Genomic DNA, 16,587 nt, shown 5'->3' with positions numbered 1-16,587 from the left:
TCACTCTGCCTCCTGTTCAAAATTCTTCCAGACTTCCTCGTCTGCAAACTGCTTCAGTCTCCGGAATTCATAGCCCGGGATCTTACGGTCAAATCCACAGCTGCCCTGGTATGCACAGTAGGTACAGGCATTTTTGTTTCCTATCTCATATGGAGAGGCATCTGCCTTTCCTGTCAGGATAGAATCCTGTACTTCTGTAATCTTTTTCTTCACATAGGCATTCAAAAGCCGGAATCTCTGAGGACTTGCCACAGAAGAACCCTTACGCAGTGCCCCCTTTGTCGTATAGGACAGAGGAAGTGAGGCAACCGATGCATCCAGCTTCTGGATCACATCCGGATCAGAGGATACCAGCCCATTCATCTTCAGTTTTTTCATAATCTCCGGATCCAGTTCATCCAGATCTTCCTGAAGCGTTTTCTGTATCATAGGATCCTTGACATTGTAATAAAAAATTCCTGCCGGCTCTACTTCACACTCCGGGTAGAGCCTCTTTTCTGCCTGCATGGCCGCATCCATATAGACCACCAGCTGCAGCTGCAGTCCATAATAAATACTCACCAGGTCAAAAGAAGTGTTTCCTGTCTTATAGTCAATGATCTTCACATAAACCCGGTTGTCCTCTTTCAGAGTATCCAGTCGGTCGATCCTTCCTCCACCTATGGAAACCTCAAATCCTTCCGGCTTAAACTTACCGTTTTTGAGCTGCTCCTGCAGTGCCCATACCGTCCTTCTCAAGATTCTTCTGGTACGTTCGATCATATAGTGGTTTCTGAAACTGCTCTGAAGGATCGTATTTCCATAATCTGCCGCAACCTTGTCCAGACACTCATCCGCGATCTCATCCCTCACTTTATCATCCAGACTGCTCCAGTCCAGTTTCTTCCTTCTCAACTCCACTGCAAAATTTTCCAGGGCCTGATGAATGACATTTCCCATATCCATCGCCTTGAATTCATATTCCACTCGTTCTGTCACGGCAAGTCCATATTTCAGGAAATGTGCAAATGCACATGCCGAAAAACGTTCCAGCCTTGTCGCTCCGTGCGGAGAAACTTCCCCATACAGTGCCTTCGCCACACTCTCGCTGATTTTATCCTCCGGTTTTCGCAAAAACACTGCATCCGTCAGTTTTTCAGCCAGTGGTCTGTACTTTGGACTTCTCAGATACCAGCTGTACAGTTCCCGAAAAACAGGACTCAGTTCATCTGTGTTTTCCTCTGTAAGTCCTTCCAGAAGATATTCTATCGAGGTTTCCGGTGTCTCCAGAAGCTCCATCTGACTCTCCGGCTGATCCGCCCGCACTTCGTTAAGCTTTGGGAACATTCTTTTGATCGTATGGAGCAGAAAAGCCGGACTGCTGGCTTCTCCTCTTCCATTCGACTGACTGTAAGAAAGACACAGCTGTTCCTTTGGCTTTGTCAGGTTCAGATACAGATAAAACCGCTGCATGTTCATAAGCTCTTTTGGTCCCGGTGCAAGCTCCATACCCTGGTCCTTAAAGAACTCTCTGTCCATCTCTGTCAGGATTCCTCCTGTCTGTGTGTTTTTTGGAATATTTCCCTCATTCACTCCGACAAAAAACAAGGCTCTTACATCCTTCAGTCGTGTACGCTCCATATCACCAACCAGAACCTGATCCATGCTTGGAGGAATCAGTGCAACCTTTGCCTGTGTCATTCCCGTTTCCAGAATCTGCAGAAACTCCTCCGGAGAAACCATCTCATCACCAAGAATCTCTGCCATCTTATCCAGAAGTTCCATCATGATCCCAAAAATCTGGGCATATTCCTTCTCCATCGACTTGTTTCCAAGATCACCAAAGTAAAGCTCCTGTGTCAGAAGTTTTTCCTGTATCCTGCTCTGTACGATAAATTCATACAGACACCGGCAATATTCTTCCACCGTTTTCTTTCTTCCGGAAAAACCTTCAGCAAGAAGTCCCACTTCTTCTGCAAATTTCTCACGGATCTCATTGATCTCTTCCATCTGTTCCGGATCCATGCCCCGATAGACACGCACCCATTTCTCCTGCCACTTCCGGATTCCCCGGATTCCAAGTGCGATCACATAATTCTCCAGTATATCTGCTTCTTTGCGGGAAATATCAGACATTCCACAGCGCAGATAACGGAATACACTCTCATAGCTGAATCCCTGAACCACCATCTCCAGTGCCGCCCTGAGATATTCTACAAATGGATTCATAAGAATGGAATGTTTTTCATCAATAAAATATGGAATTCCGGCATCCTCAAAGACCTGCCCTGCCACACTTCCATATTCCTCAAGATTTCCGGTGATCACTGCGATCTGACCATAATGATAATCCTTCTCTCTGACAAGCCGCAGAATTCTTCTGGCTGTTTCTTCCATTTCCTTCTCCGGATCCCGTGCAGAAAAAATCTGAATCTCCTGCTGCTCTTTCTCATAGACACTCCTGTGATAACGGAACAGATGCTGCTCCAGAAAATCCAGGGCCGGAGAATCTGCAAATCGAGACTGTTTTCCCGGTGCGATCCAGACAGGTTCTTCCATATCTTTTGTGAGCTCTGCAAGAGACCGGATCATCTTATGACTCATATAAAACAATTCATGCGGTTTTCCCATCGCCAGAAACTGTTCTCTGACATCCATGGTCACTGTCACAGAAACCTTTGAACAGACTGCCAGAAGTTCCCGGAGAACTTCCATCTGGACCGGCGTGAATCCTGTATAACCATCCAGCAGAACGACACTTCCCTTCAGTTTCTCGGAAAACGGGATTTCTTTTGCCAGAACCTCCAGCACTTCCTCCGCCGTCATAAAATGCCCGGAAAGATATTCCCGGAAAGCCTGATACAAAACCTTTACATCCTTGAGTTTCATCTGGAGAAGCGTTTTGTCCTCACTCTCACGTATCATCTCATCCAGTTCTTCTTCCCTGATCTCATACTGCATAAACTCTGAGATCAAAGATTTTATTTCATCCAGATAACCTGGTTTTTTCATCTGGTTCTTCAGATATCCCAGTTCCTTCTGATTCATCTGCACCAGCTTCTGAAGTACCATATTTTTGCCGGTTTCCTCCATAAGCCTGCGTGTATCACCGCCTACCTCTTCAAACACGCGATAGGCAAGGCGGTCAAAGCTCAGGATATCAATGTTCAGAATGCCGCCGTCCGGGTGCATTTCCACCAGTGTCTTCTGCGTCTGCATGGTGAACTGCTCCGGAACGATCACATAATAAAGCCTGTCCGGATTCATCCTGGCATCCCGGATAATATTTCTATATGCGGTGCTGGATTTTCCCGCACCGGAATTTCCTATAATAAACTGCAGGGACATATTTTCCACCCTTTCCTGTTGACAAAAGTAACATAAATTCAGACAGAGCCTAATAGGATATATAAAAAGCATCCCTCAATGTGCTCTGCAGATTTAGCTATACCGGGGTACCGCAGCCGCGAATCAGGAGGCGCAGACTATGAGCTCCAAAACAAAAATCATCGTCTTACATATGAAAGAGGTCATCTACACCTGTATCTTTCTTCTTCTCCTCATCATCCTGGGTGTACTGGTATTTTTTATGTTCGGTCCCGGAAAAGCAGCGAACACTTCAAAAAAGACCGATTCCAGATATACCCCCGGCATTTATCGTACTTCCATACAGTTAAATAATAACTCCTTTGATCTGGAAGTAGCTGTGGATGCTGACCGCATCCGTTCCATTCATCTGGCAAATTTAAGTGAAAGCACCTCCGCTATGTTTCCTCTTGTAGAACCGGTTCTGGATTCTCTTGCCAGCCAGATCTATTCTACACAGTCACTGGAGAATCTTGATTATGCCAGTGACCAGAAATACACCGCGCAGATGCTTATCCATGCGATCGAAGAGACTGTCCAGAAGGCAGCTTCTTCCTGAAAAACACATTGAGGTGTGATAAATCACACCTCAAGTTCCTCAATCTGTTTCATCCAGAGTTTTGCACATGCATCACTCGGCATTCTTAAGTCTCCCCTCGGAGAAACTGCTACACTTCCTACTTTCGGGCCATCCGGAAGACAGGAACGCTTGAACTGCTGCATAAAAAATCTCCGATAGAAGGTTTTCAGCCATTTCAGGATCACAGCATCATCATATTCTCCCTCAAATGCAATCTTTGCCATACGGAAGATCTTCTTCGGTGGAAATGTCCAGCGAAGCATATAATAGAGGAAGAAATCATGAAGTTCATACGGTCCCACGAGATCCTCTGTTTTCTGTGAAATCACACCATCTTTTGGCGGAAGAAGCTCCGGACTCACCGGAGTATCCAGAATGTCCAGAAGAATCTCTGCAAGCTTTGCATCCTCACAGGTATCTGCATAATATCTTACCAGATGACGGACCAGGGTCTTTGGTACGGATGCGTTCACTGCATACATGGACATGTGGTCTCCGTTATAGGTCGCCCATCCAAGAGCAAGCTCGGAGAGGTCTCCTGTTCCGATCACAATACCGCCGGACTGGTTTGCAATGTCCATCAGAATCTGTGTACGTTCGCGTGCCTGTCCGTTCTCATAGGTGACATCATGTACCTCAGGATCATGTCCGATATCGCGGAAATGAAGATTTACCGCCTCACGGATATTTACCTCCTTAAGCGATGCTCCAAGGCATTTACTTAACTGGCAGGCATTGTTATATGTCCGGTCTGTGGTTCCAAAGCACGGCATGGTTACTGCCGTGATCTTCTCTCTTGACATTCCAAGCATGTCAAATGCACGGACAGTCACCAGAAGTGCCAGAGTAGAATCCAGTCCGCCGGAGAGACCGATCACTGCATTCTGGCAGTGGATATGTGCAAGACGTTTCTTAAGTCCCATCGCCTGAATGTTCAGGATCTCATCGCAGCGACGTTCTCTTTCTTCTCTGACTCCCGGTACGAATGGTCTGGAATCAAATTTCCGTGTAAGTTCTGTGGTTCCTCTGCTGATATTAAAATAAACTTCATTATAGAATACATCCTGTCCTTCCGGAGCCAGATCCGGTGCAAAACGACAGGTTGTCATTCTTCTTCTCTCATTCTCCAGTCTGTGGATATCCAGATCTGCATAGAGTGCACCGTTTACAAAACGTCTGCTCTCTGCAAGAATTGTGCCATTTTCTGCAATCAGATTATGTCCTCCATAGACAACATCCTGTGTGGATTCTCCCTCACCTGCAGTCGCATAGATGTAGCCGCAGAGGAGTCTTGCAGACTGTGCACTTACCAGACTTCTGCGGTAGGAATCCTTACCGACAACCTCATCGCTTGCAGACAGATTTACGATCAGGTTTGCTCCATGATAGGCGTGTGCCACACTTGGCGGATTCAAAACCCAGAGATCTTCGCATATTTCTGCTGCGATCCTGAGCTTTGGCATATCCGGACAGGTAAACAGTACGTTGGATGAAATCGGGATATCCTGTTCCATCAGTTCTTCTTCATCTTCATCAATATAATCCGGGTCGTCCTCAACCTCTTCCAGTTCCTCGAATTCCGCTTCCTCCAGTGCTTCGATCTCTGCCTCAAGATCAAATTCCACATCGTCATTATCGTCAAGTTCATCCATATGGCAGAATCCATAATCTTCTGTGCGGACAGTCACTGTTCCGTCCACATTCTCTCCGGAAGTAAAATATCTTGCCTCATAGAATTCATTATAGTTCGGAATATGGATCTTCGGTACGAAACCGAGCACCTCTCCATGATTCAGACCAGCTGCCACATTATAAAGCTTGCCCTTGTATTCCAGCGGAAGTCCTACGAAAATCAGCGCCTCTACATCTTTTGTCTCTTCTGCAATGCGGACTAACTGTTTCTTTGCTTCCTCCAGAAGGTTTTCCTGCCAGAAAAGATCCCCGCAGGTATACGCTGTGATACATAATTCCGGGAACACCATGACCTTTGCTCCCTCTGCTTCCATCTCATGAACCATCTTGATGATTTCCGATGCATTGAATTCACAGTCTGCCACCTGTACATCCGGTGTTCCTGCTGCTACCTTGATAAAACCGTCCTTCATGTCCCTGTTCCTCCTTTATGTGAACAATTACCTTTTATTTACATTTTCTGAGGATTTCTTTAAGTTCTTCTACGCTGAATTCATAATTTGTGTTGCAGAAATGACAGTTCAGTTCTATACTCTTACCTTCCTGGATCATCTCATTTAAATCTTTTCTTCCAATGCTGATCAGTGCTTTTTCCACACGCTCTTTGCTGCAGTTGCAGTAGAATTCTGTCGGGATTCTGTCGTTGATCTCAATATCGAAGCCCTCAAGCACCTGCTCCAGAAGACTCTCCGGAGTATGTCCCTGCTCCAGAAGTGTTGTGACAGACTGAATCTTCTGTACGTTTTCTTCCAGCTTTGCAATGGTGGCTTCCTCTGCAAAAGGCATGACCTGAACGATAAATCCTCCTGCCTGACGTACCGTATTATCTTTATTCATCAGAACACCAAGACCTACCGCAGACGGAACCTGCTCACTTGCTGCGAAATAGTAGGTCAGATCCTCTGCGATTTCTCCGGTCTGAAGTCCTACCTGTCCAACATATGGTTCTTTGAGCCCCATATCCTTTATGACCTGAAGGAATCCGTTTCCGACTGCTCCTGATACATCCAGTTTACCGTTGGCATTTGCCGGAATGATCACATCCGGATTTCCCACATATCCTTTTACTCTTCCTTTGGAATCTGCTGTTACTGTAATTCCCTCGATCGGACCGTCACCCTTTACCTGAAGAGTCAGGATATCCTTGTCACCCTTCATCATAATTCCCATCATGGCCCCGCCTGTCAGAAGACGGCCAAGTGCTGCTGTTGCAACCGGGCTGGTGTTATGATCCTTCCTTGCTGTCTCTACTGTCTCTGTTGTAACCGCCGCAAACGCACGTATCTGACTGTCTGCTGCAATTGCTCTTACTATATAATCACTCATGAATCTTACCTCGTTTCTTATTTTGCTTTTCCTTTTTCTCTTGCGATAAAGAATAATCTCTCACTGTCGTCGGCTGCCGGTCTGCCTGTATATGCATCGTACACTTCCAGAAGCTCCATTCCCGCCTCACGGATCAGTTCTTCTATCTCCTCCTGCGAGTAAGCCTTCTGGCAGTGAACCTCCTCTGCCTTCTCATAAAGGCCGTCCTCTCTCGGAAGAAAGACTGCCAGTTCATAGATATTCAGTCCATTTTCCGGGTCATAGCTGTTGTCCCAGATAAAGCTCCCTTCATCCCGATTCTCCGCAATGGTGGTATCTCCAAGAATATCTCTGTATTTATGTATTGTGTTCATATCAAACAGAAAAAGTCCTTCCGGATCCAGATAATTATTGACCAGACGGAAAACCTGAAGAAGTTCCTCTCTCTCCGTAATGTAATTCAGACTGTCACAGACACTGACTATGGCACGGACAGTTCCATACAATTCAAACTCCTGCATATCCTGCTGAAGATACAGAATATCCTGTCCGGACTCCATCCGTTTCTCCATAGCCTCTGCAAGCATCTCTCCGGAATTGTCCACTCCAATCATATCATACCCCCTGTCTGCAAGCAATCCCGTCATCGTTCCGGTGCCGCAGCCAAGTTCCAGTACCAGACCATCCTCGATGCCATATTTCTTAAGATGATCTGTAATATAGTCTGCCCATTCTTCGTAATCGATATTGTCCATGAACAGATCGTAAACCTGTGCAAATTTCTCGTATGCGCCCATAGTCGTCTCCCCTGCTTTTATTTTATGAGGAAAAAGGCAGATGATCGCTCACCTGCCTTTTTGTTCTCAGCCGCTGAAGCGGCAGCTGATTCTGTTCTCTTTGTGAATTATTGCGGAACAGGCATATAATATACGTCTGCACCCTCACCGTGCCAGTAATAGCTTGTGCCGTTCTCATCATATGCATCTTCATCACTGGTGAAATTATAAGTATTTCCATCAAAGTCAACCCAGCTTCCGTTTCCATCCGGTGTGATTACAAGCGGATGTCCGTCAGAGTTACGATAGATGGTTCTTGTCTCATCTGTGTTGGAAAGCTGTTCATCTGTAAATCCTGCAGAATTGGAGATTGTTGAACCAGAATCACCGGAGCCATCGTCATAGCTTTCGGATCCGTCACTGCTTCCATCAGTACTTCCTGTAGTATCCGCTGCACTGCTGTCAGCTGCGGCTGCAGAAGCATCTGCTCCGGCTGCATTGCTGTCAGTTCCTGCAGCTGCATTTGCATCAGAAGAAGCTTTCGCATTATCTGTCTTGGTCTGAGCTGCTGCCTGCTTTGGTGCAGCTTCTTTCAGAGAAGAATCTCCAAGGATCTGGAAAGAATCTACAGCTGCTTTCACTTCAGAAAGAACATCTTCCTTCTTAACAGATGCCTCGATGCTGTAGTATTCTGTGTCATTTGCAATGACTTTATGGAGTACATACAGACTTCCATTGCTCTTCTCAGTATTCAGCATCTTGGTTGTATAGGTGTAAACACCAATGCCGTTGACATCCTTGGAATTATACTCCTGGATCTCAAAGTCAGTTCCCTCTGTCTTGTCTCCGTCTGCCTGCTCAAGAGAAGTGGCCATATCCTGTGAACTCGGGATCACAGTTGCCGCCATTGTATCCTCTCCCTGTCCATGGAGGATCAGGATGTTGCCTTCGTCCGGAGATTCAAAGCTGAGTGTATTCGTCTCATCTGTCTTATTTGCCCAGGTTGCATTCGGCAGATTGATCGCTACGGATTTGTCTGCTGATGTATAGGTAGTAGCCTGTACATTCGGAGCGATCGTCGGTGTCGGTGCCGGTGTCTCGGTTGCAACCGGTGTAGGTGTTACACTTACTGCAACAGATTCATCCGGATCTGCTCCGCCAAAGCCGCAGGCAGCCATGAAAACAGATGCTGATATGGCAATTGCTGAAATCGCAAGTATTCTTTTGTTTCTCATAATACCCTCCTTATGTCGGTTATGATTATAGTTCTTTTTAAGACCTTTGTGCTATATTTTACAGTTTTATTACAGACATGTCAATAAATTTTCCCTGGTGGATTATGAATTTCCTATAAATTAATGTGAATTTTCTGTGTCGCTTTCTGTTTTTTCTATAACTTTCCTACTGTGTTTTTTGCTGAAAATATGCAAATCTTACTGTCCCTGATATTCATACATATGAAGCTCATGCAGTGCCCTTGTTGCTGCAATATACTTTGCCTGTCTGATAAGTCCGTCATCTGCATTTTCCGCAAAAACGCCAAATACCTGGTCAAATTCCAGACCCTTTGCAAGATAAAAGGTGGTGACTGTCAGACCCTTTTTGAAACTCTGGCTGTCACGATTCATATAATTCAGCTGATATTCTCCGTCCGGATCCAGACTTTTCAGTTTTTCTTCTATATACAGATATGCCCGCTCTGCCTCCCTCTCTGTAAAAAGAATCAGTACTTCGGTTTCATAATCTGCCTTCTTTGCTTCCCACCGCCGGATCACTTCATCCAGGGCTTCTTTTTGCTGTGCAAACATCCTCTCTTCAACCGGAGCTCCGTGACGCTCAAACAGTTCCATATCCTGAATACCGGTGAGTTTATTTGCATACTCTGCAATCTCCATCGTATTTCGGTAACTTCTGTTCATGATGATCTTACGGATATCTCTGCCAAAAATCTTCGGAAGAAATTTCAGGACATCCTGCTGCTGTTCTTCCATCGTCTGCGCCTTGTCTCCGAGGATCGTCATTCTGCACGGAAACAGTTTCTTGAGAAGTACATACTGGATCCAGGAATAATCCTGCATCTCATCCACTACAACATGCTTGATGCCGTGGTGATTTTTGCAGCGGAAAAGAGAGTACTTCAGATAAAGGATTGGATACACATCCTCAAACTTCAGTTTTCTTTTTTCCAGAGGAACTCTCGGAAGAGGATCATATCCCTCCTGCTCAAGGAAACGACTGTACAGTATATAGCAGTCCCTGGTTTCGTACATGCGGTTAAACCGTCCAAGGAGTTCTTCCTTTTCTTCGTCCACAAGGTCTCTGTCCCTCAGTGTCTCCACCTGATCAATAAAATATTCTGCCACTGCTTCCATTCTTGAGAGAAGCGGGATATCCAGAAATTTAAAGTAAAACAGATCAATGATCTCTTTCTCAGAAAGTGTACTGCCCCTGTATTCTATATCCCGGAAATTCATCAGCTCGTCTTCCAGACCAAGCATATATCCATCCAGCCTTCCAGCAAACTCTGCGGACTGCTTTTCTCTGCACAGTTCCTGGGACTTTGGCAGCAGAACTGCTCTTTCGATCTGATCGTATCTGTCCTCACAGTCCGAAACAATTCCCTTCAGTTCCCGGTAGGCAAACAGATCAAAGCTCATCTCCCGGATGTTCTCCTCACCCAGTTCCGGAAGAATATGTGAAATATAATCCGCAAACACACCATTTGGTGAAAGTACCAGGATATTTGAGGACTTGAGATTCTCCCTGTCATGATAAAGAAGATATGCGATCCTGTGCAGTGCAACCGAGGTCTTACCGCTTCCTGCCGCTCCCTGGATTACCATGATTTTATCACTTGTGTTTCGAATGATTGTATTCTGCTCTTTCTGGATCGTGCGGACAATGTTCTTGAGCTGAACCTCTCCCTTACTTCCAAGCTCCGCACCAAGGATCTCATCATCGATTTTGACATCGCTCTCAAACTCATAGAGCATCTGACCATTGCGGATCTTGTACTGCCATTTGGATGTGATCTCTCCTTCAAATATACCGGAGGGTGCTTCATAAGCTGCAGGTCCTTTGTCATAATCATAAAAAAGTCCGCTGACCGGTGCTCTCCAGTCATAGACCAGAGGGCGGCTTCCTGCTGTCTCGGAAAGATTTCCGATTCCTATATAAAAAAGTTCCGGCTCCTCATCTCCGTCATACTGAAAATCCACTCTTCCAAAAAACGGAGAATCCATCATTTTCCTGAATCGTTTACGCAAAAGAAACTGCTCTTCATTTGCATTCATCTGACGGAACAGTGCCTGCTGGTTATCATAATTTTCATAACCATACTCGTCCATCTCTGTATAGTTTTCCCAGTAATATTCATGCATATCCTCGATTTCTTTCTCTCCTTCAAGGATTGCCGTATCGGTCTGGGCAAGACGTTTCTTCAGACATTCCATCACATACTGCAGGTACTCTCTGCCACTTTCTATACTGCCGTTCATCATAATACCTCCCTTTCCTGCCAGACTTAATAATAGTTGTAACTGTTCAGTACCCTCACAGTTACTTAATTTTTTCATTATACTCAAAAAGACAGCAGTTGACAAGAGTTGTCTCCTGTCAGGAGCTGTCTTTTCAGGACGGTTGTTACTGTTTGTTTCATTCGCAGTAACTCTGGTCGTCAGACGGATATTTGCTATCCGCTATATTGGGATTTTTCTTTTTTATGAGCAAAGTTCAGAGGATTCATTGTCAAACTGGCTGTTATAAAGATCTGCATAGAAGCCTTTCGCTGCCAGCAGTTCTTCGTGGCTGCCCTGCTCGATGATATCTCCATCTTTCATGACAAGGATCAGATCTGCATCCTTGATCGTAGAAAGTCTGTGGGCGATAACGAAGCTTGTTCTTCCCTTCATCAGATTGTCCATCGCTTTCTGGATCTGCATCTCTGTTCTGGTATCTACAGAAGAGGTCGCCTCATCGAGGATCAGAATCTTATTGTCTGCAAGAATAGCTCTTGCGATCGTGAGAAGCTGTTTCTGACCCTGAGAGATATTGCTTGTTTCCTCATCCAGTACCATCTGGTATCCACCCGGCTGCTGCATGATAAAGTTGTGGATATGTGCGGCTTTTGCTGCTGCAATAACCTCCTCATCTGTTGCATCCAGGCGTCCGTAACGGATATTTTCCATAATTGTCCCGGAAAACAGCCAGGTATCCTGAAGCACCATTCCAAACATCTCATGAAGTTCGCTTCTGTTAAAGTTCTTAACATCATGACCGTCTACCTTGATTGCACCCTTGTTTACATCATAGAAGCGCATCAGAAGTTTTACCATGGTGGTCTTACCTGCTCCGGTCGGACCTACAATGGCAATTTTTTGTCCGTCCTGTACATCTGCAGAAAAATCATGGATAATGATCTTATCCGGGTTATAGCCAAACTCTACATGTTCGAACTGAACATTTCCATTTAGTCCTTCGATGGAATCCGGATTCTCCGGCTGCTGTACTTCTTCCTCCTCATCGAGGAATTCAAAGACTCTCTCAGATGCAGCTGCGGAAGACTGCAGCAGGTTTGTAACCTGTGCGATCTGCTGGATCGGCTGGGTAAAGTTACGGATATACTGGAAGAAGGACTGAATATCACCGACCTCGATGGAACCTTTGATAACAAAAATGCCGCCGAGAAGTGCAACCATAACATATCCAAGGTTTCCTACAAACTGCATGATCGGCATCATCATTCCTGAGAAGAACTGTGATTTCCATGCAGATTCGTAGAGATGCCTGTTGTCTTTTTCAAATTCTTCCAGAACATCGTTTTCTTTATTGAATACTCTTACTACATCGTGACCACCGAAGTTCTCCTCGATCTGTCCATTGACTGCACCGAGATATTTCTGCTGTGCCTGGAAATATTTCTGGGAGTGCTTCATCACTGCCTGAATGATGAACATGGAAACCGGCAGGATCAGAAGAGCAGCCAGTGTCATCCATACATTAATGGACAGCATCATGATAAATACACCGATCAGGGTTGTTACAGATGTGATGAGCTGTGTCAGGCTCTGGTTGAGGCTCATCTGCAGTGTATCCACATCGTTCGTTACTCTGGAAAGGATTTCGCCGTTGGTTCTGCTCTCAAAGTAGTTGAGTGGAAGTCTGTTGATTTTCTTTGAAATATCTTTTCTTAAATTATAGGTTACATCATTGGAGATTCCTGTCATGATCCATCCCTGAATGAAAGAAAAGCAGGCACTTGCCAGATACAGGCCCAGTGTCCACAGAAGGATCATCCCAATCTTCCCGAAATTGATGCCTCCTATTCCGTTTACTTTTGCAACAAGACCTGTATAAAGTTCTGTCGTTGCTTTACCAAGGATCTTCGGTCCTGCGATGTTAAAAACGGTTCCTGCGACTGCAAATATAAATACCATTACAAAGCGAAGTTTATAACGGCTCATATAACTGAAAAGCTTTCCCATTGAACCTCTGAAGTCTTTTGCTTTTTCTGTCGGGCGCATTCCCGGTCCATGACCGCCCATCGGTCCACGTCGTTTCTGTTCACTCATGCCAATTCCTCCTCTGACAGCTGGCTCATTGCAATCTGACGGTAAACCTCGCAGTTCTCCATCAGTTCTTTATGAGAGCCGATTCCTGCCATATGTCCGTCATCCAGAACAATGATCTTATCTGCATTCAGGATTGTGCTGATACGCTGTGCAACAATGATCGTTGTTGCATCTTTTGTATGTGTTTTCAGTGCCTTACGCAGGGTACTGTCTGTCTTGAAGTCCAGAGCTGAAAAGCTGTCGTCAAAAATAAATATCTCAGGTTTTTTGGCAATTGCTCTTGCAATAGAAAGTCTCTGTTTCTGTCCGCCGGAAACGTTGGTACCTCCCTGTGCGATCGGAGAGGCGTATCTTTCTGGTTTTGTCTCAATAAATTCTGCTGCCTGAGCAACCTCTGCGGCTTCTTTTACTTTCTCTTCAGAAATATCGGTCTTGCCGTATCGGATGTTGGAATCGATCGTACCTGAGAAAAGGACTCCTTTCTGTGGTACATATCCCAGTCTGTCTCTGACATCTTTCTGTGTCATATCACGGACATCTACACCATCTACAAGAACACGTCCCTCTGTCACATCATAGAAACGTGGAATCAGATTGACCAGGGTACTCTTACCGCTTCCGGTACTTCCGATCACAGCGATCGTCTCGCCTTTTTCAGCCTTGAAGGAAATATCTGTCAGGACATTTTCTCCTGCTTCCGGATAAGCAAAGCTTACATGATCAAATTCAACAGTTCCTTTGACATCTTTTGCCGGCTGAACTGGATTTTCCGGATCTGTGACGCTTACTTTTGTCTTAAGTACATCATTGATACGAAGTGCTGCCACATTTGCTCTCGGGAGCATGATGGACATGGCTGTGATCATCAGGAAGGACATGATGATCTGCATTGCGTACTGGATAAATGCCATAACGTTTCCGACCTGCATGGTTCCATTGTCTACGGCATAGGCTCCGCTGTAGATGATCAGTACGGAAATTCCATTCATGATCAGCATCATGGTAGGCATCATAAAGGTCATGCATCTGTTGACAAAGAGGTTTGTTTTTGTCAGTCTTGCATTTGCCTCTTCGAAACGTTCTTCTTCATGTTTCTCGCGGCTGAATGCACGGATGACTGGAATACCTGTCAGAATTTCTCGTGTTACCAGGTTCAGTTTATCAACTAATGTCTGTAATACTGTGAATTTTGGCATAGCCACCTGAAACAGAACAATGATCACAACAAGAATCAGTCCTACTGCAAGACCAAGAATCCATGTCATGGAAGAATCTGTCTGTAATACACGGATCACACCGCCGATGCCAAGGATCGGGGCGTAGAGTACGATACGGAAAAGCATTGCCATTACCTGCTGTACCTGCTGAATATCATTCGTGCATCGTGTGATCAGGGATGCTGTGGAAAACTTATGGTATTCGCGGCTTGAGAAGGTGATAACCTTACGGTACACTGCATTTCTCAGATCATGGCCGAGTGCTGCTGCCACTCTGGAGGAAAGGAACACTACGCAGATTGCACAGAGCATGGTGATAAGTGCCATACCGAGCATCTTGACACCTGACATCTTGATATAATGCATCTGGATCGCATCTACATCTTCCCCTATTGCTTCATATTCACTCTTTACATAAGATACACCAGCCTGGGTGATGATAGAATCCTGCATACTGTCGATCTTCTCGCTGATTTTCTCCGTCATCGCATCAAGTGCTTCTTTTGGCATCATAGTGATTGCCTGCATCGGATCTGTTCCTTCCGGAACTCCCATCTGGGAGAGCATGGCTGTAACTTCATCACTTCCGGATAAAAAGCTTGCGGCGATCATCATCGGTTTTGCCAGAATATCATTTAGTTTATCACGTTCTTCAGATGTCACATCATTTTTCAGTACGAGATTATCTCCGTCTTCCTCATAAAAGGAATCTACGGTTTCTTTATCATTTTCATCCATAAACAGCTTAAGACTGTCCATTGAGGTCTTTCTGATTTTTTCGGGTACACTGTCTTCGATACCGCTCTGCTGGATTCCTACATTGACAATTTTGGATGTGTAATCCGGAAGAGAGAGATCACAGTATGCCTGAAGAAACAGAAGTGCTATGATCAGAATTACATAGCCGGCTGATTTTTTGAGATATTTCATCAGTTTGATCACTTTTGCTGTCCTTCTTTCTCTGTATTATTTTTTCCAGAGGATACTGGTATTTTTTCGATATTTTCTGTAATCTGTTCCAGGAATCTTCTCAGAAGACAAAGTTCAGTATCGTTGAAACCGTCCAGAAGAATTTTTTCGTTTTCTTCTACTTTTTTCATACCGTTTTCTTTTGCCTGTCGTCCCTTTTCAGTGAGGTAGATTCTGGATATTCTCTGATCTTTTTCATCTGCTTTTCTGCACAGGAATCCTGCTTTTTCCAGTCGTTGAACAGTTACATTGACCGTTGGCGGTTTGATTCTCAATTTTTCTGCGATCTCGCGCTGGCTGAGTCCATCTTTATATGCCAGAAGTCCAAGTACCGGAATCTGTCCTGGATAAATGCCCAGTTCCTGCATCTGTCCAAAGCACTTGCCCATAAAGCGGCGGTCGATTCTCATCAGCATGGACAGATAACTTGTCTTATGCTCTGCAGAGCAAAACTCTGGTTCTCCTTCTGTAAACAATTCTTCACCTCCGTATAGTCTTTTTTCGTTAGTTGGTTATTCATTAGCTGACTAATTATTTATTATATGTATTTGCACAAAAAATGCAACTGTTTTTTGTGTATTTCACATAATTTTTATATTTTATTCCCAATAAACATTTTGCCCGGCTAATCATATATCCCACGCCATATATAGAAACTCCTGAATTGGAAACGGCTTCAGAGTTTGGTGCTGATATTATATATCCCACGCCATATATAAAAGCTCCTGAATTGGAAACGGCTTCAGAGTTCAGAAATACTAAGAATATACCCTGTCTGCTAAGATCATGGATAGAAAGTGCATAACTCGCTTACGCTCAGACAATGCACTTTTTATCCATAACACAGCCAGGGTATCTTCAAGTATTTCTATGAACTCTTGCAGATGTTTCCTGCTCAGGAGTTTTTATATATTGGCTGTTAATCTATATGTTATCAGCTCACGGTGGGGACCACACCCCCGAACACGCTAACGGGTATAAAGTACGGTGATAGGAAAGAAAAAAAGACTTCTGTCCGGGACGCACGTGATTATCTTCTGCTTTTGTTTCGCCTGAAGAACTTCGTTTAGATACCGGATCATACAGGTTTTTGCGTTAATTCAGAAAATGCTGCTGTCTGAGCATCTATGATG

Annotated in this window: 10 protein-coding genes; 1 reads left to right on the top strand and 9 read right to left on the bottom strand. The window is 44.8% G+C overall.

What is annotated here, in order from left to right:
- Positions 1-3,327 carry a helicase-exonuclease AddAB subunit AddB gene (gene addB / locus GT674_RS00590; RefSeq protein ID WP_161284095.1) on the bottom strand — a complete coding sequence of 1,109 codons (3,327 nt, stop codon included), beginning with the start codon at positions 3,325-3,327 and terminating at the stop codon, positions 1-3.
- Positions 3,328-3,466: 139 nt separating this feature from the next.
- On the opposite strand from addB, the gene GT674_RS00585 reads away from it, so the two are divergent.
- Positions 3,467-3,904, top strand: coding sequence for a hypothetical protein (locus tag GT674_RS00585; protein WP_161283885.1), 438 nt, complete (start codon positions 3,467-3,469; stop codon positions 3,902-3,904).
- A gap of 23 nt (positions 3,905-3,927) precedes the next feature.
- Here the strand turns inward: GT674_RS00585 and GT674_RS00580 are convergent, their stop codons facing one another.
- The 8 genes from GT674_RS00580 to GT674_RS00545 form a co-directional block, all read right to left on the bottom strand.
- Complete coding sequence (locus GT674_RS00580) at positions 3,928-6,030, bottom strand: NAD(+) synthase (RefSeq protein ID WP_161283884.1); 2,103 nt, start codon at positions 6,028-6,030, stop codon at positions 3,928-3,930.
- Between the two features lie 34 nt (positions 6,031-6,064).
- The gene (gene hslO, locus GT674_RS00575; protein WP_161283883.1) at positions 6,065-6,943 is read right to left on the bottom strand and encodes an Hsp33 family molecular chaperone HslO; all 879 of its coding nucleotides are present in this window, start codon (positions 6,941-6,943) and stop codon (positions 6,065-6,067) included.
- A gap of 17 nt (positions 6,944-6,960) precedes the next feature.
- Entirely contained in the window at positions 6,961-7,719 is a 759-nt protein-coding gene (locus GT674_RS00570; RefSeq protein ID WP_161283882.1) for a class I SAM-dependent DNA methyltransferase, read from the bottom strand.
- A gap of 107 nt (positions 7,720-7,826) precedes the next feature.
- Positions 7,827-8,933 (bottom strand): PsbP-related protein, encoded by a 1,107-nt coding sequence (locus GT674_RS00565; protein WP_161283881.1) that lies wholly within the window; start codon positions 8,931-8,933, stop codon positions 7,827-7,829.
- A 198-nt stretch (positions 8,934-9,131) separates the two neighbouring features.
- Positions 9,132-11,195: a HelD family protein gene (locus GT674_RS00560; RefSeq protein WP_161284094.1), complete on the bottom strand. Its 2,064-nt coding sequence runs from the start codon at positions 11,193-11,195 to the stop codon at positions 9,132-9,134.
- A 222-nt stretch (positions 11,196-11,417) separates the two neighbouring features.
- Positions 11,418-13,268 carry an ABC transporter ATP-binding protein gene (locus GT674_RS00555; RefSeq protein ID WP_161283880.1) on the bottom strand — a complete coding sequence of 617 codons (1,851 nt, stop codon included), beginning with the start codon at positions 13,266-13,268 and terminating at the stop codon, positions 11,418-11,420.
- A complete protein-coding gene (locus tag GT674_RS00550; protein ID WP_161283879.1) occupies positions 13,265-15,427 on the bottom strand; it encodes an ABC transporter ATP-binding protein in 2,163 nt (720 codons plus the stop codon). The genes GT674_RS00555 and GT674_RS00550 overlap by 4 nt, the downstream gene beginning before the upstream one ends.
- Positions 15,424-15,930 carry a MarR family winged helix-turn-helix transcriptional regulator gene (locus tag GT674_RS00545; RefSeq protein ID WP_227239370.1) on the bottom strand — a complete coding sequence of 169 codons (507 nt, stop codon included), beginning with the start codon at positions 15,928-15,930 and terminating at the stop codon, positions 15,424-15,426. The genes GT674_RS00550 and GT674_RS00545 overlap by 4 nt, the downstream gene beginning before the upstream one ends.
- Between the last annotated feature and the right edge of the window lie 657 nt (positions 15,931-16,587).

Origin of the sequence: Blautia sp. BIOML-A1 (genome assembly GCF_009883055.1) — a bacterium.
GTDB lineage: Bacteria > Bacillota > Clostridia > Lachnospirales > Lachnospiraceae > Blautia_A.
This window is presented reverse-complemented; position numbering and strand designations above follow the sequence as displayed.